Source organism: Rhizobium sp. F40D2 (genome assembly GCF_051810745.2).
Lineage (GTDB): Bacteria > Pseudomonadota > Alphaproteobacteria > Rhizobiales > Rhizobiaceae > Rhizobium.
Genome location: NZ_CM131436.1, coordinates 3,175,386 through 3,194,082 on the forward strand (window position 1 = coordinate 3,175,386; position 18,697 = coordinate 3,194,082).

The following is an 18,697-nucleotide window of genomic DNA, read 5'->3' on the forward strand; positions in this document are numbered from 1 at the left end:
TCGCAACTCACGCAGCTTCTTCCGTTTCCGCTTCGTCGTCGCCGAGAGCGAAATCCACCGCCGCGCGTGCATGGATCGTCGTGGTGTCGAAGCCCGGCAGCGGCAGGCGGTTGGGATCGAGGATCAGGCAGATTTCGGTGCAGCCGAGGATGATGCTGTCGGCGCCGTGCTCTGCGGCGCGGTCGATGATATCGATCAGTTTTTCGCGCGAGCTGTCGTGCACCCTGCCGGCGCAAAGCTCGTTGAAGATAATGTCGTGCACCGTGGTGCGGTCGGCGGCGTCGGGCACCATGATATCGAGACCGAGGCTCTTCATCCGGTCGGTGTAGAAACCGTGCTCCATCGTGTAGCGGGTGGCAAGCAGCAGCGGACGCTTGCGGTCGGCCGCATGCAGCGATTTCGCAGTCTCGTCGATGATGTGGATCAGCGGCGCGGAGATATTGGCGGCGACCTCATCGGCAATCAGGTGCATGGTGTTGGTGCAGATGAGGATACAGCCGGCGCCCGCGGCCTCAAGACGCGCTGCCACCTCGCCGAGGCGGCGAGCCGCACCAGCCCAGTCGCCGGCCTTCTGAAGAGCGACGATCTCCTCGAAATTGACCGAATGCAGGATGAGCTCGGCCGAGGCGAGGCCGCCTTTGCGGGCGCGCACCATCTCGTTGACGAGGCGGTAATAGACCGCCGAACTTTCGAAACTCATGCCGCCGATCAGGCCGATCGTTTTCATCTCTTCATGCTCCCATGCTGCGAGTTTCGAAAATGATGCCGCAATGCTCGCGCGATGTGTTTGCGTTGTTTGTCTTCCATGTCAAATATCTGCTATGGTTTTGCGCAGTTTTTAAAAATCATGCAAAAATCAGGCGGAGGACTCCCTTAAGGCACATGCTTGATGATCGTGACAGACGCATTCTCGACATGCTGCAGAAAGATGCAGGCATATCCGTGACCGATCTGGCCGAGTACGTGGCGCTATCGGTCTCGGCCTGCTCGCGCCGCATTCAGCGGCTGGAGGAAAGCGGCCATATCCTTCGGCGCATCATCGTGCTCGACCGGGAAAGGATGGGCGTGCCGACGACGGTCTTCGCGCTCGTCAAGACGGCACACCATTCCGACGAATGGACGGAAACCTTCCGCCGGATCATCAGCGACATCCCCGAGATCGTCGAAGCGCACCGGCTGACCGGCAACCACGATTACGTCCTGAAGATCGTGCTGCCGCGCGTCGAGCATTACGATGTCATCTATAAGCAGATCGTGCGCAAGCTGGAACTCTTCGACGTCTCGGCGTCGATCTCGATGGAGGAGTTGAAACAGGGAATGGCGATACCCGTGGGCTATGCCCGATAAAACGGCATTTTGAGAGGCTGCGATAATATGAGCAACAGCGATATTCATAGCTATTTTCTGCCAAGCGAAAAACTTCTTTGGTCGGGGCGTCCAGCACAGGGATTTCGTCTGACAACGTGGGATTTCGCCCTCGTTCCCTTCTCTCTTTTTTGGGGCGGCTTCGCTCTCTTTTGGGAGACCAGCGTATTGACCACGCCGGGAACGCCGGTTTTCATGCGCCTATGGGGTATCCCGTTCGTTCTGATAGGCCTTTACCTGATCGCGGGACGCTTTGTCGTTGATGCGGCCGTGCGTGCGCGTACCGAATACGCCCTGACCGACCGGCGCGTCATCATTCGCAGAAGCGGTCTGCTTCCGAATTTCTCTGCCACTCAACTCGACCTGCTGCCGTCGATCAATCTCGAAGAGGGCAGTTTCGGTAGGGGGACGATCACATTCGGCACGTCTTCTTTTCAGCGATACACAACGGCAGGCGTCTGGACGCCCAGCCTGTCAAGAGACCCTCAGCTTCTGGGAATCGACAGCGTGCGGCAAGTCTATAATCTTCTGGAAAAAGCACGGCTCGATTGCATGAAAAGCCGATAGTTCTCCGCGCCATCGATAGCGATTTATTTGCCTCGATACGGAACGTTTTTCGACATATTGCGTTCACCTTTGGTTCAGGAGGAGGGGAAGCTATCCCTCCACTTGGAGGAGTAGAGGAGAACAGTCATGAGAAAGCTAACCATTACAGCGTTATGCTTGATCATAGGTATGCCCGGCGTTACGCCGGCGCAGGCGTTTCCGGCTATCACCCCACCCAGGATCGAACCTCAGCAGCAGATCGAGCAAGTGCAATGGCGTGGCCGAGGCGGCCACTGGAACGGCGGCCATCACGGCGGGTACCATCATAGCCATGGATCGGGTTGGGGCTGGGCCTTGGGCGGTCTGGCCGTCGGTACGATCATAGGCGGCGCATTGTCCCAGCCCTATTACGGCTCGTATTATGGCTCACCCTACGGCGGCTATTACGGTACGCCCTACCGCTATTATGGTTCGCCCTATCGCTACTATGGCTCGCCTTACCGCTATTATGGCCGGCCGTACCGCGCCTATGCATCTTCTGCCTATTATGGAGGAGGCGGAAGCCACGAGGCTTGGTGCTATTCGCGCTATCGTTCGTACAGGGCGTTCGACAATACGTTCCAGCCCTATCACGGACCCCGTCGCCAGTGCGTCGGTCCCTATTGATCGGCGCGTTACGCATCTGCGCCGTGAACTGCTTCGAGGCGACCCCCGTATTGCGACCCGGCGACACGGCATGCCTGTGTTGAACCCCGGCTGACGCTCGGGCTGGGTGGTTACGACTCGGCCCGAGTTCGGCTCCCATGAGCTTTCCCACAGGAAAAGCCGATCATCATCGAACCCTCTCGACCGCCGGCGCCGCAGGGCAGGCATGCCGAAACGGCAGTTGCAACATTCGCGGCAAAAGCCACATTGGTTTCGAGCGAAATGGCGCAAAAGGGGCAGGTCATGAGCGATCATCATGTCGTCGTTGTCGGCGGCGGTTTCGGCGGGCTGCAACTCGTCAACGGGTTGAAGGGGGCGGGTGTGAAGGTCACACTCGTTGACCGGCGCAATCATCATCTTTTCCAGCCGCTGCTCTATCAGGTGGCGACCACCATCCTTTCCACCTCGGAGATCGCCTGGCCGATCCGCCGCCTCTATGCCGACCGGCCCGATGTGACGGTGCTCCTCGGCGAGGTCACCGGCGTCGACAGCGGCGCCAGGACGGTGTCGCTGCGCAACGGCATGACTCTGGGTTACGATACGCTGGTGCTGGCGACCGGGGCGACGCATGCCTATTTCGGCCGTGACGAATGGGAACCGGTGGCGCCCGGCCTGAAGACGCTCGAGGATGCGACGACGATCCGCCGGCGCGTGCTGCTTGCCTTTGAGAAGGCGGAGATGGAGCGCGATCCCGCCGTGCGCGACGCGCTTCTGACCTTCACCATCGTCGGTGCCGGGCCGACCGGCGTCGAGCTTGCTGGCATTATCGCCGAGCTCGCGCATTTCACGCTGCCGAAGGAATTCCGCAACATCGATACGCGCAAGACCCGCGTCGTGCTGGTCGAGGCAGGCCCGCGGGTGCTGCCGACCTTCGCCGAGGAGCTTTCGGCTTATGCTCAGACGGCGCTGGAAAAACTCGGCGTCGAGATTCATCTCGGCAGGCCGGTGACCGATTGCAGCACCGACGGCGTGAATATCGGCGAGACCTTCGTCGCCAGCCGGACGATCGTCTGGGCGGCTGGCGTCACCGCCTCGCCGGCGGCCCGCTGGATCGGTGTGCCGGCCGACCGGGCGGGGCGCGTCGTCGTCGAAAAGGACCTGAGCGCGCCTGGCCTGCCCGATGTCTTCGTCATCGGCGACACCGCTTCCGTCATGCGCGAGGACGGCAAACCGGTGCCGGGCATCGCGCCGGCGGCCAAGCAGCAGGGCGGCTATGTCGCCAAGGTCATCCGCGCCCGCCTGTCGGGAAAATCGGCGCCGGCGCCTTTTCGCTACCGGCATCAGGGCAGCCTGGCGACGATCGGCCAGAGTGCGGCGATTATCGATTTCGGCCGCATCAAGCTGAAGGGCTGGATCGCCTGGTGGATCTGGGGCCTTGCCCACATCTACTTTCTGATCGGCACCCGCTCGCGCTTCTCCGTCGCCTGGAGCTGGCTGTGGATCTATCTCAGCGGCCAGCACAGCGCCCGGCTGATCACCCAGCGGGAGACGATGCGGGAGGAGGGGTAGGCGTTCTGTGCCGTCGCTCCGGCCTGATCCTGAGGTGCCCCGAAGGGGCCACGAAGGACGAGGCCGGCCACCGACGTTTCACCGAGGGATATATGCATGGAGCCACCCGCCCTCGTGGTTCGAGACGGCCCTGCTGGCCTCCTCACCATGAGGGCTGATCGTTGTGCCCGGGGCGTTCGCGCCGACGGCCGGAGCGGTAAAGCAGTAGTACGCAAGCTTGACACATCTCCCCACACCACCTTAGCATCCCGCCCGCGTCTCCCAATCACCAACTGGGGTGTCGCATCCAGCCGTATCAACGGATAGAGGTTCCAATGCGCCGAGTCACTTCTCACGAAAATCACATCCGAATTTCTGAGAAGTTGGTGGTTCATGCGCACTTTGAATCTGGGCATCCTCGCCCATGTGGATGCAGGCAAGACTAGCCTTACCGAAAGACTGCTTTTTGACGCCGGCGTCATCGACAAGCTTGGCAGCGTCGACACCGGCAATACACAGACGGATACCCTCGAACTCGAGCGACAGCGCGGCATCACGATCAGGGCCGCGGTGGTGTCGTTTACGATCGGCGACAGGGTCGTCAATCTGATCGACACGCCCGGCCACCCCGATTTCATCGCCGAGGTCGAGCGGGTGCTCGGGTTGCTGGATGCGGCAGTCGTCGTCGTTTCGGCGGTCGAAGGCATACAGGCGCAGACGCGTGTGCTGGTGCGGGCGCTGCGGCGGCTCGGCGTTCCCTTCGTCTTCTTCGTCAACAAGGTCGATCGCCTCGGCGCGCGGTACGCGGAAGTGATGGAAGCTCTTGCCGCGCAACTGGCGGTGCGTCCCATCGCCATGTCTTCCGTCACCGATGCCGGCGGCAAGCTTGCCCGGGTGGAGGCTCTGGCGCCGGGAGACGAGCCGCTTTTTTCGGCGCTCTGTGAGGCACTCGGCGAGAACGACCAGGCGCTGCTCGACGACTATGTGCTCGCCCCAGAACGACTGACCACGGAAAGGCTCGGGTGCAGTCTGGCCGATCAGGTGGCAAAGGGTCTGGTGCATCCCGTCTTTGCAGGAGCGGCCATGACCGGCGCCGGCGTGCGGGCGCTAAGCTCGGCCATCGCGACGCTGTTGCCCGAACGGCGGCTTGATCCGGACGGGCCGATCGCCGGCAAGATCTTCAAGATCGAGCGCGGCTGGGGCGGCGAAAAGCTCGCCTATCTCTACCTGACTTCGGGCACCGTGCGGCTGCGGCAATATCTGGATCTGCCTAGCGGCGAGAGGCGGGTGACCGCAATCCATGTGTTCGAAGCCGGCCGCAGCCATGGCGCCGCGAGCTTCTGCGCCGGCCAGATCGCCCGCGTCAGCGGCCTTGCCGGCGCGCGGATCGGCGATGCGGTGGGCAGCGATCCAGCCTCGGGTGGGCGGGCTTACTTTGCCTCGCCGACACTCGAAACGCGCGTGCTTGCCCGACGGCTCTCGGACAGCGCGGCGCTTTGGCTGGCGCTGAACCAGATGGCCGAGCAGGATCCGCTGATCAATCTGCGCAGGACCGAGGAGACGAATGAAGTCTTCGTGTCGCTCTATGGCGAGGTGCAGAAGGAAGTGATCCACTCGACTCTGCTGACGGATTTCGGCCTCGAGGCGGGGTTCGAGAAAAGTACGGTCATCCTGGTCGAAAGACCCGTCGGCACCGGGGCCGGCCTGCAGATCCTCTTCAAGGAGCCGAATCCGTTTCTCGCCACCATCGGCCTGCGCGTCGAGCCGCGTCCTGCCGGCGCAGGCAACAGCTTCGCGCTGGAGGTGGAGGTCGGCCAAATGCCCGTCGCCTTCTACCGGGCGGTCGAGGAAACCGTGTTCGAGACGCTGAAGCAGGGCATTTTCGGCTGGCAGGTCATCGATTGCCATGTGGCGATGACGGCGGCGCGGCACAGTTCGCCCGCAAGCACTGCCGCCGATTTCCGGCAGTTGACACCCTGGGTGCTGGCAACCGCGCTCTCGGCTGCGCAAACGGTCGTCTGTGAGCCTTTCGACCACTTTCAATTGGAAGCGCCCGTGGAGAGCCTGAGCAGCGTGCTGAGTTTGCTGGCGAAATCCGCTGCGGCGACGTCGGATTCCGTGATCGCCGATGGCGTGGCGCGGCTCGAAGGCACTCTGGCGTCTCAGATGGTTCAAAGCGTCCAGCAGCAATTGCCGGGCCTGACGAGCGGGGCAGGGACGATGGAAACCGCTTTCGATCACTACGCCCCTATATCAGGCCGCCGCGCCTGCGCCGGCGTTCGGGGCCCGATCCGTTCAACCCGGTCGAATATCTGCTGCGGCTGCAGTCCACGAGAGCTTCATGCTGAGTGGGCAGGCCGAAGGGTCGGAGTCTCGAAGCACGGGGTGGCCACTCCGATATGGCGGGCAGGAGGATGCCGGCCCACCAATAAAGGGCGGCCCCCGAAGGAGCCGCCTCTCATTCCTCAAGCCGCCAGCGAGGCAATATCGATGACGAAGCGGTAGCGGACGTCGCTCTTGACGACCCGCTCATAGGCTTCGTTGATATTCTGGATGTCGATCTTCTCGATCTCCGAGACGATGTTGTGCTTGCCGCAGAAGTCGAGCATTTCCTGGGTTTCCTTGATCGAGCCGATCATCGAGCCCGCCAGGCTCTTGCGCCCGCCGATGACCGAGAAGGCGTGGACCGGAACCGGGTGCTCGGGAACGCCGACCAGAACCATCGTGCCGTCAGACTTCAGCAGGTTGAGATAGGCGTTCCAGTCGATTGTGGTGCCGACCGTGTTGATGATCAGGTCGAAGGTGCCGGCGAGCTTGGTGAAGGTCTCAGCGTCGCTCGTTGCATAATAGTCCTTGGCGCCGAGCTTGAGGCCGTCTTCCTTCTTCGACAGCGATTGGGAGAGGACGGTGATGTCGGCGCCCATGGCAGCACCGATCTTCACGCCCATATGGCCGAGACCGCCCATGCCGACGATCGCGATCTTCTTGCCGGGGCCGGCCTTCCAATGCGCGAGCGGCGAATAAAGCGTGATACCGGCGCAAAGCAGCGGGGCGCCGGAGTCGAGCGGAATATTGTCGGGGAAGCGCAGCACATAACCCTCCTTAACGACGATCGAGTCGGAGTAGCCGCCGAAAGTCGGGGTCGTGCCATCCGCTTCATAGCCGTTATAGGTCGGGACGAGGCCCGGCATGTAGTGCTCGTAATCCAGGTCACGCGTGGCGCAGCCGACGCAGGAATCGACGAAGCAGCCGACGCCGACGCGGTCGCCGACCTTGAATTTCGTGACCTTGGAGCCGACGGCGGAAACGACGCCGGCGACCTCGTGGCCCGGTACCATCGGGAATATGGAATTGCCCCACTCGTTGCGGGCCTGGTGAATGTCGGAGTGGCAGACGCCGCAATATTGAACTGCGATAACGACGTCGTCATCATTGGGTTCGCGGCGCTCGAAGGTGAAGGGGGTCAGCGGTTGCGACGCGTCGGTTGCGGCATAGCCTTTTGCGATAGCCATCTGAAGCTTCCTTTTGGGGTTGGGAGGGGTTGAGCGGGATGGCGGACTATTGCCCGGATGTTGGCGAGGGCGTTAGAGTGATCCTCTCAGCTTCTTGCACGATCCTGCAAAAGTCAGGCGCCCGCCTGTTTGCGAAACGCGAAAGACACTCTAATTAAGGGCGGTATCGCCCGCGCCAAACAGCTGACAGTCAGACAGCAGACAGAGAGAGTTGCCGCATGACTTTGCCCTTCAGCCCCTATCAGGAGATCGTCGATATCGCGATGCGCTTTGCGCCTCGCGACGGTGAGTTCTCGACTGCCATCGGCAATCTCCAGGTCAGCCGCAGGTCCAAGCCCAGCGATCCCTTGCACAGCAGCTACCGGCCCTGTTTTGCCTTCGTGCTGCAGGGAACCAAGAGCCTGCAACTCGGCACGGAACAGATCAGCTACGGGACGGGGGATTATCTGCTGACCTCGCTCGACCTGCCCGTCGCCTGGCGGGTCACGGAGGCAAGCCCTGAGGTTCCGCATCTCTGCCTGGGGCTGGCAATCGATTCCGAAAAGCTTTTGGAGTTACTCAGCCGCATCGATATTCCGCGCCCGGCCGCCCATACCGACGGGCAGCGTGGCATGGTGGTGAACGTCGCGCCGCCCGAGCTTATGGATGCCGCCGTCCGCCTGCTGCGCTTGCTCGATCGTCCAGGCGACATTCCCGCCATGGCGCCGCTGATCGAGCAGGAAATCCTCTACCGGGTGCTGACCGGGCCGCATGGCGCCCGGCTGATCAACATCGCCACATCAGACAGCCACAGCAACAGGATCGCGCGCGCCGTCGCCTGGCTGAAGGAGAATTTCGCCCGGCCGCTGCGCATCGAGGACCTTGCCGACCGCGTCAACATGAGCGTCTCGTCCTTCCATCACCACTTCAAATCGGTCACGGCGATGACGCCGGTGCAGTACCAGAAGCAACTTCGTCTGCATGAGGCGCGCCGGCTGATGTTCGTCGAGCGGCTCGACGCCGGCACGGCCGGCCACCGCGTCGGCTATCAGAGCCCGTCGCAGTTCAGCCGCGAATACAGCCGCCTCTACGGCGCTTCGCCCGCCCGCGATGTCGATGGCGGGCGCGAGATCATGGCGGCGGAATAGCGTTCAAGGACGTTCGGTGGCGCCATCCGTCCATTAAAGGATGTTTGACGATTCCCGGCTAGGCTGGCGCTATCAATCAAGCAGGCACCGCCGTCCACATGACGCAAGCACCGTCACTTTCCATCGTCGCGCCTTGTCACAACGAGGAAGAGGGTCTGCGCGAGTTCTGCCGCCGCGCTGCCGCTGCCGCGCAGAGTGTTGTTGGCGACGCCTTTGAGCTCATCCTTGTCGATGACGGCTCGTCCGATGGCACCTGGGAGATCATCTCGGATTTGGCGGCGAAGCTGCCGCAGGTGCTCGGCGTTCGTCTCCTGCGCAATCACGGCCACCAGCTGGCCTCGACTGCTGGTCTTTCCGCGTCGCGGGGCGAGCGCGTTCTTTTGATCGACGCCGATCTGCAGGACCCGCCCGAGCTGCTTTTGATGATGATGCCGATCATGGAACGCGGCGCCGATGTCGTTTACGGCCAGCGCACGCGCCGCGAGGGCGAAAGCTGGTTCAAACTCGCCTCCGCGTCGCTTTTTTATCGCACGCTTTCCAGGCTCGCTTCCGTCACCATCCCGCGCGATACCGGCGACTTCCGGCTGATGCGCCGGCGCGTCGTCGATATACTGCTGGCGATGCCGGAGCGCGATCGCTTCATTCGCGGCATGGTCAGCTGGATCGGCGGCAGGCAGGTGGCGCTTCCCTATGAGCGCGACGCCCGTTTTGCCGGCACGACGAAATATCCGTTGCGTAAGATGATCAATTTCGCGCTCGATGCGATTACCAGTTTTTCCACGACGCCACTGCGCATCGCCACATGGCTCGGCATGATCAGCGCCGGCGTTGCGATGGCGTTGCTCGTCTATACCTTCATTCGCTGGCTGCAGGGCGAGACGGTCACCGGCTGGTCGTCGATCATGGCCGCCGTCAGCGCTTTCAGCGCCATCCAGTTGATCTGCATCGGCATCATCGGCGAATATCTCGGCCGTCTCGTGCAGGAGAGCAAGAGACGGCCAATGTTCATGATCGAAACCATCCTGCGCGGCGGCGAACATGCCGAGCTGCCGATGGCTTTTTCGGAGATGAGCGCCGGCGACAAGCGCTCTGCACTGGATGCGGCCTTCACATCCGGTGAGCCGCGCTCGCATAAGAGCAGCCGGATCGGATGATGGACCGGATTGCTGCGCCTGTTCATTCGGCAATCAGGCCCGAAGAATTGGTTGCCAGGCAGGATTCCACCATTGCGGTCATTGCTTTCGTCGCGCTTGCCGCGGCCCTGGTGGTGCTGTTTCGCTTTCCACCGGTTCTCGACTACGCAAATCACTACGCCCGTATCTGGCTTCTTTCGGGCGGGATCGGCGAGCAGCCGTTTCCTGAAATCTACGCGATCGATTGGACCCGCACCTTCACCAATGTCGGGATCGATCTTCTGGCGATTTCGGTAGGGCCGCTGGTCGGCGCCGACAGGCTGGCGCGGGCTTTGCTTTTCCTGGCCATCGTGCTGCCGCCGCTTGGCGCGATCGGCCTGCACCGGGCGCTTTTCGGCGGCCGGCACTATTGGCAGATCGCTATGCTGTCGCTTGGCTGGTGCGCCACGATGATCGGCGGCTTCATCAACTTCCAGATCGGCCTTGGCATGGCCTTGTTCTTCGCCTGCGCCGACCTGCGGCTGCAGCGCCGAAATCCGGTTCTGCTTTTTGCCTGGCGGCTTGCCGCCGCGCTGCTGCTGACGGTGATGCACATCTTCTCACTCGGCTTCTATATGGCGATCGTCTGCGGCCTCGAATTTTCCTGGCGTTTCGACATCGTGCGATCGAAGACAGGGCTGATGAGGCTCGCCGGCCGTTTGGCGCTGGCGATCGGCGCCTGCGCCCTGCCGCCGCTCGCGCTCTATCTTCGCACCACCGCTTTGCCGAACGCCGGCGGCGATGGCCTCGGCCTTGTCTGGAACGATGGCGTCGTCCTGATCGTCATGAACCTGTTTTCCGCCATCACCACCTATGTCCCGATGGTGGATGTCCTGCTGGTTCTGCCGTTGATCCTCATCTGCACGCGCGCCGTTCGCGCAGGCGACATCCGCATGCATGTGGGCCTTGCCGTCGCGGCCTGCGGATTGCTGCTTCTCTCCTGTGTCGCACCGCTCCACATGCTCGGTACCGGATGGATCAGCTGGCGCTTTCCGATCATGACGGTGCTCGTCGCCATGGCGATGGTTTGCCCCTTCGCCAATCTGACGCGCCGGCAGGCGCTGCTGCTGGCGCTTGTCGTCAATCTCGCGGTTTTCGGCCGGGCCGGCTGGATCGGCTGGAACTGGTGGCTGGCACAGAAAGATACGGCTGCCGTCGAGGCCGTGCTGAAAAAGGTGCCGGCCGGCGCGGCCGTTCTGCCTCTGGGGCACGAACCCGAGATGGTCGGCGACTTCGCCCACACCAATCGGCATTTTGCCTGGGGGCTGGACACCTTCCGGCATTTGCCGACGCTCGCCGTACCCTTCTCGCACGCTTTCGTGCCGACGCTCTTCACGGCCAAAGGCAAGCAGCCGCTCTCCGTTCTGCCGCCATGGTCGGAGATCGCTGTTCCCGAGGGCAATCTTGTGCCGATCAGCGTGCTTTCATGCCCTGACATCATGCAGGAATATAGAGGCTATGCGCCTTATCTCTCGGACTGGCGCAGGCGTTTCGATTTCATCCTCGTCGCCAATGCCGATATTCCCGACCGGCATGTCGGTAACTTGATGCCGGCGGGGCTGACGCTGATCGAGGATGCCGGATTCGCGAAGCTCTACGCAATCGACAAGGGGGCGCCGGCAGAGCCTCTCTCGGTGCCTGCCGGTTGCGCTACGGCTCTATGAACCGCTGCGCGCCCGGAGATCGAGCGCAAGCTGTCGCGCTTGCCGGGCCGTCTCTTCGTCGCAGATCAGCACGTTCCCCAGACCCGACAGCAACACGGCGGCAATAGCCTGCGCTTTGTTCAGGCCGCCCGACGCGAAAATGACGTTCGGAATGGCGCGCAGGGCTTCGAGCTCGGGAGCGATCGCGCATCTGTTTATCGCATGTTCGATCGGGCGCCCGGTTTTGTCGATGAACTGGCCGAGAACATCGCCGCAGGCGCCGGCTGCGACCAGCTCCTCGATGTTGATGCTGCTCGGCAGGCCGTAGCGCATCAGCAGCGAGCGTTCGGTCATGTCGCCGATGCTGAGCACGATGACGTCATTGGCCTCGATCTGCCGAAAGGCCGTCTCGAAGACATCCTGCCTGATGATCGCCGTGCGCGACTCCGGCGTGCCGGCATAGATCGGCGCCGCGAGATAGGAGCATTCGGCGTTAAGCTGACGGGCAAGATCGCTCGCAATGTCGAAGGTATTGATTTCGATGCCGTGAGTCAGCCCGCCCATGACCGAGTTGACACAGATGTCAGGGCGTCTCAGCGACGGCATATGACGCACCATTTCGCGGAGCGTCGCTCCCCAACCGACGCCGACGCCGCTTATGTTGCCGCCGTTCAGCAATTGCACGAGATAATCGGCTGCGGCCTGGCCGAGCAGAACGGGGATAAGCTCCACGTCCTCCGGTGTCGGTACGATGATTGCGCGATTGAGCGAGAATTCCGCGGCCAGCTGCTGTTCCAGGGCGACGCAAGATGTCAGCCGGGAATTGAGGGTGATCGTCACCAGGCCCGACCGACGCGCCTCGGCGATGATCTTGTTGACTCGAAGCCGGTTGGTCGAGAGCGCTTCTGCAATCTCACCCTGGGTGCGTCCCTCCATGTAATAGAGCCAGACCACGCGCACCTGCATCTGCTCGTCGGGGAGCGCCATCGGCTGGAAAGAAGCACCTTTGTACTGTGACATGCAATAATCTGCGCCTCCAATTCGATGGTGATGGATCTCAAATCCCTGCCGCTTGTCAATCGCAAGGGGCAGTCGTCAAGTGCCTCACTCCCCTCAATCGGTTCGCCGCCCTGTCGTCCTGTTGAAGGGATGCAAACCGTCCCTTCTTACGTGACACGAAGTGCGATCGCCTTCCTGCAGACGTCGATCGGTGGAAACGCTCGCCACGATGCGCTTGTCGCTGCCATCGATGCGCAGATGGACGTTGTTGTCGTCACCGACGGTTTCGATCAATTCGACATTGGCGTCGAAGCGGAGATCATGCGCCGATCCATCACCGAGGTTGATCGCACTTGGCCGGATACCTAAAAGATCCGTGTCTCTGGGAAGTGCGAGGTCACAGGGTCCCAGTTCGTCGAGATCGATCAGATTCATCGGCGGAGAGCCGATGAAGCCGGCAACGAAGACGGTCTCTGGACGACGATAGACCTCAATCGGTGTCCCGATCTGCTCGATCCGGCCGCCGTTCATGACGACCAGCCTGTCGGCGAGCGTCATGGCCTCGAGCTGGTCATGCGTCACGTAGAGGCTCGTGGTCTTGAGCTGCCGCTGCAGCCTGCGGATTTCGACGCGCATCTGCACGCGCAGCTTCGCATCGAGATTGGACAGAGGTTCGTCGAACAGAAAGGCGGCGGGATCGCGGACGATGGCGCGGCCCATGGCAACGCGTTGGCGCTGTCCGCCCGAGAGCTGGCGGGGGCGCCGCTCGAGGAAGTCGCCGATTTCCAGGATGCCGGCGGCGTTGGCGATCCGCCGGTCGATCTCGTCGCGCGGCACGCGGCGATTCTTGAGCCCGTATTCGAGATTCTGCCGAACGGTCATGTGCGGATAGAGCGCGTAATTCTGGAAGACCATGGCGATGTTGCGGTCGGCCGGATCGACATGGCCGACATCGCTGCCTGATATCCTCAGATGCCCGGAACTTATGGCTTCAAGGCCCGCGATCATCCGCAGCAAGGTCGATTTTCCGCATCCTGAAGGCCCGACCAGCACGATCATCTCACCGTCGGCGACGGTCAGATTGATCCCCTTTACCGCCGGAACCGCTCCGTAATTCTTCTTCAGATCGATCAGCTCGATAGCTGCCATGGCATCCTCCTCACGCGATGTCATACATTTGTAACATGCTATTGACATTTGTAACAAGTGGCCCCAACCTTGTTTTATCGCCACTCTGGGAGGGGTTGACCGGCGCTGAACGTGCCGGTCGGCGAACAACGGCAATGGAGAGGAAAACGAAATGACGGCAAAGTCTTCGATAGGCGCCCGCATGGGGCGGACGATCCGGTCGTTCGCGGCGGGTGCTGCACTGGTGACGCTCGGATTGGCCAATGCTGGCGACGCCAGCGCGGCCGATCGCGTCAAGATCGAATGGTGGAATGCGGCCGGCGGCCGGCTCGCCGAGATCACCAACAAGCTGATTGCCGACTTCAACGCCTCGCAGGACAAATACGAGGTCGTCGGCATCGGCAAAGGCAATTACGAGGAGACCATGGCGGCGATGGTGGCCGCCTACCGCGTCCACCAGCAGCCGGTGCTGATCCAGGCCGCCGAGCGGGGTTTCCTCACCATGTACAATTCCGGCGCCATCATTCCGGTGCCGGAGCTCATGGAGAAGGAAGGTTACAAGATCGACTGGAGCGACTTCCTCGCGCCGGTGGCCGGCTTCTATCTCGTCGACGGCAAGCCGGCCGCGATGCCTTTCAACAGCTCGACGCCGATCTTCTGGTACAATGCCGATCAATTCAAGGCGGCCGGCTTCGACAGGCCGGGCGAGACCTGGCAGGAGCTCGACAAGCAGCTCAACGCCATCAGGGAGAAAGGCGTTTCGAAGTGCCAGATGGCGCTCGCGAACGATTTCTACTGGAGCCTGATCGAAAACTACGCGGCGATCCAGGACCAGCCTTACGGCACCAAGGCGAATGGCTTCGGCGGTCTCGATACCGAGTTCATCTTCAACAAGAGCCCGCTGGTCGTCAGTCAGGTGACACGCCTCAAGACGTGGCTCGACGCCGGCATCCTGCAGATCGCGGGCCAAGGGCTCTCGCCCGATCAGTTGTTCACGTCTGGAACCTGCTCGACCTATGTGGCTTCCACTGCGGCGCATGCCGCCGTCGAGAGCGGCGCAAAATTCAATTGGAGCGCGACGTTCCTGCCGCATGAGGAGGGTATCGAGCCGAAGAACAGTACCATCGGCGGCGGCGCGCTCTGGGTCCTGAAAGGCAAGTCGGAGGAAGAATATGCGGGTGCCGCCGCTTTCCTGAACTTCCTCGCTTCGCCGAAGACGCAGGTCTGGTGGAGCAAGCAGACCGGCTATGTTCCGGTGACGAACGCCGCCTATGAACAAGCCAAGGCCGAGGGCTATTTCAAGGATCACCCGACCCGCGAGATCGCCATTCTTCAGCTCACGCGCGGAACGCCGACCGATAATTCGCGCGGCTTCCGCTTCGGCAATCATAATCAGTCGATGGCGCTTCTTGTGGAAGAGATCCAGGGCGTGTGGACCGGCCAGAAGACACCGCAACAGGCACTGGATGCGGCGGCGGCCCGTGGAAACCAGATCCTTCGCCAGTATGAGCAGCTTCATGCAGCAAAGTAGAACCCTCGGAAGGATGGAGGGCGCCGCCAGGCGCCTTCGCATCCCGGATATTCTGTCGACAGGCCTGAGGAGCGCGCAGCCCTCGGAAGCCGGGTTAAAGTCGGCTCACTTCAACAAGCCTTGGCTCGCCTTCGGCCTGGTCGCGCCGCAGCTGCTGATCCTCCTGTTCTTCTTTTTCATCCCTTCCTACAAGGCGCTGTCGCTGGCCTTCGTTCAGGTCGATCCCTTCGGCGGCACGCAGATTTTCGTCGGGTTGGCGAATTTCTACAATCTGTTCGCAAGTCCGGAATATCGCGGAAGCGCGCTGTTCACGCTGTGGTTCACCGTTACCCAGAATGCCGCAACGCTTCTCCTTGCCGGCCTGTTTGCTTTCGCGACCGATTTCGTGATCAGGGGCAGGGGGATCTATAAGAGCATCATCCTGCTGCCATACGCGATCGCCCCCGTGATATCAGGGGTGATCTGGGCCTTCCTGTTCAATCCGGCCGTTGGGCCGATCGCGCAGTTCCTGCATTGGCTCGGTGTCGAATGGGATCCGAACCGGCGTCCGTTCGATGCGCAGCTGCTGGTCACCATCGCCTCGGTCTGGAAGAATGTCTGCTACGACTACATCTTCCTCGTCGCCGCATTGCTGGCTGTGCCCGTCTCGCTTCTCGAGGCGGCAAAGCTCGACGGCGCAAGGCCCGTTCGCCGCTTCTTCACGATTTCGCTCCCCCTGATCTCGCCGACGATCTTCTTCCTCGTGGTGATGAACTTCGTCTACGGACTGTTCGAAACTTTCGGCATCATCGACGCGGTCACCCGCGGCGGCCCGGCGGGGGCGACGAACAGCCTGGTCTACAAGGTCTATCAAGACGGCTTCGTGCAGCTGGACCTCGGCTCGTCGGCCGCGCAATCCGTGCTGCTGATGCTGATCGCGATCCTGTTCACCATCGTTCAATTCCGCGCCCTCGAGCGCAGGGTCAATTACCAGGTGTAGCCATGCCGGAACGTCATCTCGGTCTTTCGATCTTCTGCCATGCGGTGCTGCTCATCGGCGCGGTCTTCGTCTGCCTGCCGCTCTACTTCGCCTTCGTCGCCGGCTCGCTCACCTTGCAGGAAGTTCAGCAGGCGCCGTTCCCGGTGATGCCGGGTACACATTTTCTCGAAAACCTCTCCGCCGCCTGGGAGCAGGGCGAGTTCTCCCAGCTGTTCCTGAATTCGATCATCGTCACCGCCGGCATCGTCATCGGCAAGCTGGCGATCTCGCTGATCGCCGCATTCGGCGTGACCTATTTTCGCTTCCCCTTTCGCATGACGGCGTTCTGGCTCATTTTCGTGTCGCTGATGCTGCCGGTTGAGGTCCGCATCATTCCGACCTATGAAGCGGTCGCGGATGCCGCCGGGCCGGTTCGGTGGTTCGCCGGGACGATCGGTCTTTCCGGTGTCGTCGCAAGGCTGACGGGATACAGCATCGAAGCCTCGTTGAAATGGAACATGGTCAACAGTTATGCCGGCCTGATCCTGCCGCTGATCGCCTCTGCCTCGGCAACCTTCCTGTTCCGGCAGTTCTTCCTGACCGTTCCCGATGAGCTTTGCGAGGCGGCCAAGCTCGACGGCGCCGGCCCGCTGAAATTCTTCAAGGATATCCTTCTTCCGCTGTCGAGCGCGAACATCGCAGCCCTGTCGATCATCCTGTTTCTCTACGGCTGGAACCAGTATTTGTGGCCGCTGCTTTTTACGACCGACAAGGAGATGGGAACCGCGGTGCTCGGGCTGAAGCAACTCGTCCCCGTCTCGGACTCGGCACCTGCCTGGAACATTGCGATGAGCGCTGCGCTGCTCGTCATGCTTCCGCCTGCGGCCGTCATTCTCTTCATGCAACGTTGGTTCACCAAGGGGCTGGTGGACTCCGGAAAGTAACACGCCGAATCTCAAGGATATTCAGACGATGGTGCATATCATCGGCCACCGCGGTGGCCGCAATCTCTGGCCCGAAAACAGTCTTTCGGGCTTCCGGAACCTTGCGCAAATGCCGGTCGACGGCGTGGAGTTCGACATCCACCTGACACGGTCGGGTGAAATGCTGGTCATCCACGACTCGACGCTCGAGCGCACGACGGATGCGCGTGGCCTGGTCGCCGACCTTGGCCCCGGAAAACATCGTGAAATCAGCCTTAAGGAAAGCGATGGGGAGACGATCCCGACGCTGGAGGAAGTGCTTGCAGTCTTCAAGGACGCGGCGCTCGAGCTTCATATCGAACTGAAGACTCATGCCGACGGCACGCCTTACGAGTGGCTGGCCGCCAGGGCATTTGCCGCCATCGAGCAGCTTGGCCTGGCTGAGCGCTCGATCCTGACGAGCTTTCATCCTGAGGTGCTTGCCGATATTCGCAAGGCCGCCCCTGGAATTCGCACCTTGTCATCCTTCGACGCCAAATCGGCGGAGCGTCTCGGTCTGACGAGCGGCCTCAGCCTGATGAAGCAATACTCGGATATCATCGCCGTCGAAAAATCGCTGCTTCAGGCAAAGTGGGACGAGATCATCCAACTCGTCCCGCTCGACCGCCTCGGCGCCTGGGTCCCGAACGAAGTGAGCGATCTCGAATACTGGCTTGCCAAACCGATCCGGCAGATCACCACCGACCGGCCGGATCTCGCCTTGCAGGCGCGGGGGTGAGGCATGCTCGATAGCCGCATCGATTATCCCGGGATACCGGGGGGCATGGATAACATCGACCTCGTGATCTTCGATTGTGACGGGGTGTTGATCGACAGCGAGCCGATCGCCAGCCGCACTTTGGCGGAAACGCTGCAAGGCGCCGGTATTGCGATCAGCGCCGCCGAGGCCCATGTCAAATTCACCGGCAATTCGGAGAGCATCATCGCCGAAATGTGCCGGCGCGATTACGGGATCATCGATATCGCCGCGCTGTTCGAGACCTGGCATCTCAATCTGTTCGACGAATTCGCGCGCTCGCTGACGCCCATTCCTGGCATTTCCGACATCGTCCATAATCTCAACCGGCCGAAATGCGTCGCATCGAACAGCACGATGCAGCGGCTGCGCAACAGCCTGGGTAAGCTCGATCTGTGGAGCGCCTTCGGCGAGGACGTCTTCAGCGCCGAACTCGTCCCCCGGCCGAAGCCGGCGCCGGATCTGCTGCTGCATTGCGCCGAGCGTTTCCGGGCCCGCCCTGCCAAATGCGTCATGATCGACGACAGCGCCCATGGCGTTGCGGCAGCCGTATCAGCAGGCATGACAGCGGTCGGATTCGTCGACCCTGCCGATCCGAGACCTGACCGCTGTGCGGTGCTCGATGCTGCAGGAGCGGTCGCCATTGCAACCGGGGCAGATGAGCTCGCCGCCATTCTGGAAAATGTGGGAGAGAGGCTGTGACGGCGATCGTCTCGGGAAGAGGTCGCGCTTCTTGGCCTCGCGCCTCGCTCTCCTTGTCATGTCACCGCGACCGCGTAATGTCAGCGTCGCTGGACGCGGCGA

At 61.8% G+C, this 18,697-nt stretch carries 17 protein-coding genes; 13 read left to right on the forward strand and 4 right to left on the reverse strand.

Going from position 1 to position 18,697, the window contains the following annotated elements; genetic code table 11:
• Positions 1-7 precede the first annotated feature (7 nt).
• Positions 8-727, reverse strand: a complete 720-nt coding sequence (locus ACS4RS_RS15175) for an amino acid racemase (protein ID WP_439010318.1) — start codon at positions 725-727, stop codon at positions 8-10.
• A gap of 155 nt (positions 728-882) precedes the next feature.
• Here ACS4RS_RS15175 and ACS4RS_RS15180 point away from each other — a divergent pair, with 155 nt between their 5' ends.
• From ACS4RS_RS15180 to ACS4RS_RS15200, 5 genes are all read left to right on the forward strand, one after another.
• On the forward strand, positions 883-1,347 hold the full coding sequence (locus ACS4RS_RS15180; protein WP_439010317.1) for a winged helix-turn-helix transcriptional regulator: 465 nt from the start codon (positions 883-885) through the stop codon (positions 1,345-1,347).
• 27 nt (positions 1,348-1,374) lie between these two features.
• On the forward strand, positions 1,375-1,932 hold the full coding sequence (locus tag ACS4RS_RS15185) for a PH domain-containing protein (RefSeq protein WP_439010316.1): 558 nt from the start codon (positions 1,375-1,377) through the stop codon (positions 1,930-1,932).
• A gap of 126 nt (positions 1,933-2,058) precedes the next feature.
• Complete coding sequence (locus tag ACS4RS_RS15190; RefSeq protein ID WP_439010315.1) at positions 2,059-2,577, forward strand: BA14K family protein; 519 nt, start codon at positions 2,059-2,061, stop codon at positions 2,575-2,577.
• 282 nt (positions 2,578-2,859) lie between these two features.
• Complete coding sequence (locus tag ACS4RS_RS15195) at positions 2,860-4,125, forward strand: FAD-dependent oxidoreductase (protein WP_439010314.1); 1,266 nt, start codon at positions 2,860-2,862, stop codon at positions 4,123-4,125.
• A 372-nt stretch (positions 4,126-4,497) separates the two neighbouring features.
• A complete protein-coding gene (locus tag ACS4RS_RS15200) occupies positions 4,498-6,609 on the forward strand; it encodes a GTP-binding protein (RefSeq protein ID WP_449313713.1) in 2,112 nt (703 codons plus the stop codon).
• Here ACS4RS_RS15200 and ACS4RS_RS15205 read toward each other — a convergent pair.
• A complete protein-coding gene (locus ACS4RS_RS15205; protein ID WP_439010312.1) occupies positions 6,570-7,616 on the reverse strand; it encodes an alcohol dehydrogenase catalytic domain-containing protein in 1,047 nt (348 codons plus the stop codon). The genes ACS4RS_RS15200 and ACS4RS_RS15205 overlap by 40 nt on opposite strands.
• A 218-nt stretch (positions 7,617-7,834) precedes the next feature.
• On the opposite strand from ACS4RS_RS15205, the gene ACS4RS_RS15210 reads away from it, so the two are divergent.
• The 3 genes from ACS4RS_RS15210 to ACS4RS_RS15220 all read left to right on the forward strand — a co-directional run bounded on the left by ACS4RS_RS15210 (position 7,835) and on the right by ACS4RS_RS15220 (position 11,579).
• Positions 7,835-8,743, forward strand: coding sequence for an AraC family transcriptional regulator N-terminal domain-containing protein (locus ACS4RS_RS15210; RefSeq protein WP_439010311.1), 909 nt, complete (start codon positions 7,835-7,837; stop codon positions 8,741-8,743).
• 98 nt (positions 8,744-8,841) lie between these two features.
• The gene (locus ACS4RS_RS15215; RefSeq protein WP_439010310.1) at positions 8,842-9,897 is read left to right on the forward strand and encodes a glycosyltransferase; all 1,056 of its coding nucleotides are present in this window, start codon (positions 8,842-8,844) and stop codon (positions 9,895-9,897) included.
• Entirely contained in the window at positions 9,897-11,579 is a 1,683-nt protein-coding gene (locus tag ACS4RS_RS15220; RefSeq protein ID WP_439010309.1) for a hypothetical protein, read from the forward strand. Before ACS4RS_RS15215 ends, ACS4RS_RS15220 begins: the two co-directional genes overlap by 1 nt.
• Here the strand turns inward: ACS4RS_RS15220 and ACS4RS_RS15225 are convergent.
• Positions 11,574-12,578: a sugar-binding domain-containing protein gene (locus ACS4RS_RS15225; RefSeq protein ID WP_439010308.1), complete on the reverse strand. Its 1,005-nt coding sequence runs from the start codon at positions 12,576-12,578 to the stop codon at positions 11,574-11,576. The genes ACS4RS_RS15220 and ACS4RS_RS15225 overlap by 6 nt on opposite strands.
• A 93-nt stretch (positions 12,579-12,671) precedes the next feature.
• Positions 12,672-13,706: a sn-glycerol-3-phosphate import ATP-binding protein UgpC gene (locus ACS4RS_RS15230; protein WP_439010307.1), complete on the reverse strand. Its 1,035-nt coding sequence runs from the start codon at positions 13,704-13,706 to the stop codon at positions 12,672-12,674.
• 151 nt (positions 13,707-13,857) lie between these two features.
• On the opposite strand from ACS4RS_RS15230, the gene ACS4RS_RS15235 reads away from it, so the two are divergent.
• Genes ACS4RS_RS15235 through ACS4RS_RS15255 form a run of 5 tightly spaced genes read left to right on the forward strand, consistent with a single transcriptional unit; the run spans position 13,858 to position 18,595 of the window.
• Positions 13,858-15,216 carry an extracellular solute-binding protein gene (locus ACS4RS_RS15235; RefSeq protein ID WP_439010306.1) on the forward strand — a complete coding sequence of 453 codons (1,359 nt, stop codon included), beginning with the start codon at positions 13,858-13,860 and terminating at the stop codon, positions 15,214-15,216.
• Between the two features lie 13 nt (positions 15,217-15,229).
• Entirely contained in the window at positions 15,230-16,195 is a 966-nt protein-coding gene (locus ACS4RS_RS15240; protein ID WP_439011826.1) for an ABC transporter permease subunit, read from the forward strand.
• A 2-nt stretch (positions 16,196-16,197) separates the two neighbouring features.
• Positions 16,198-17,118, forward strand: a complete 921-nt coding sequence (locus tag ACS4RS_RS15245; RefSeq protein ID WP_439010305.1) for an ABC transporter permease subunit — start codon at positions 16,198-16,200, stop codon at positions 17,116-17,118.
• Positions 17,119-17,146: 28 nt separating this feature from the next.
• A complete protein-coding gene (locus ACS4RS_RS15250) occupies positions 17,147-17,875 on the forward strand; it encodes a glycerophosphodiester phosphodiesterase family protein (RefSeq protein ID WP_439010304.1) in 729 nt (242 codons plus the stop codon).
• 3 nt (positions 17,876-17,878) lie between these two features.
• Complete coding sequence (locus ACS4RS_RS15255; RefSeq protein ID WP_439010303.1) at positions 17,879-18,595, forward strand: HAD-IA family hydrolase; 717 nt, start codon at positions 17,879-17,881, stop codon at positions 18,593-18,595.
• Positions 18,596-18,697 lie beyond the last annotated feature (102 nt).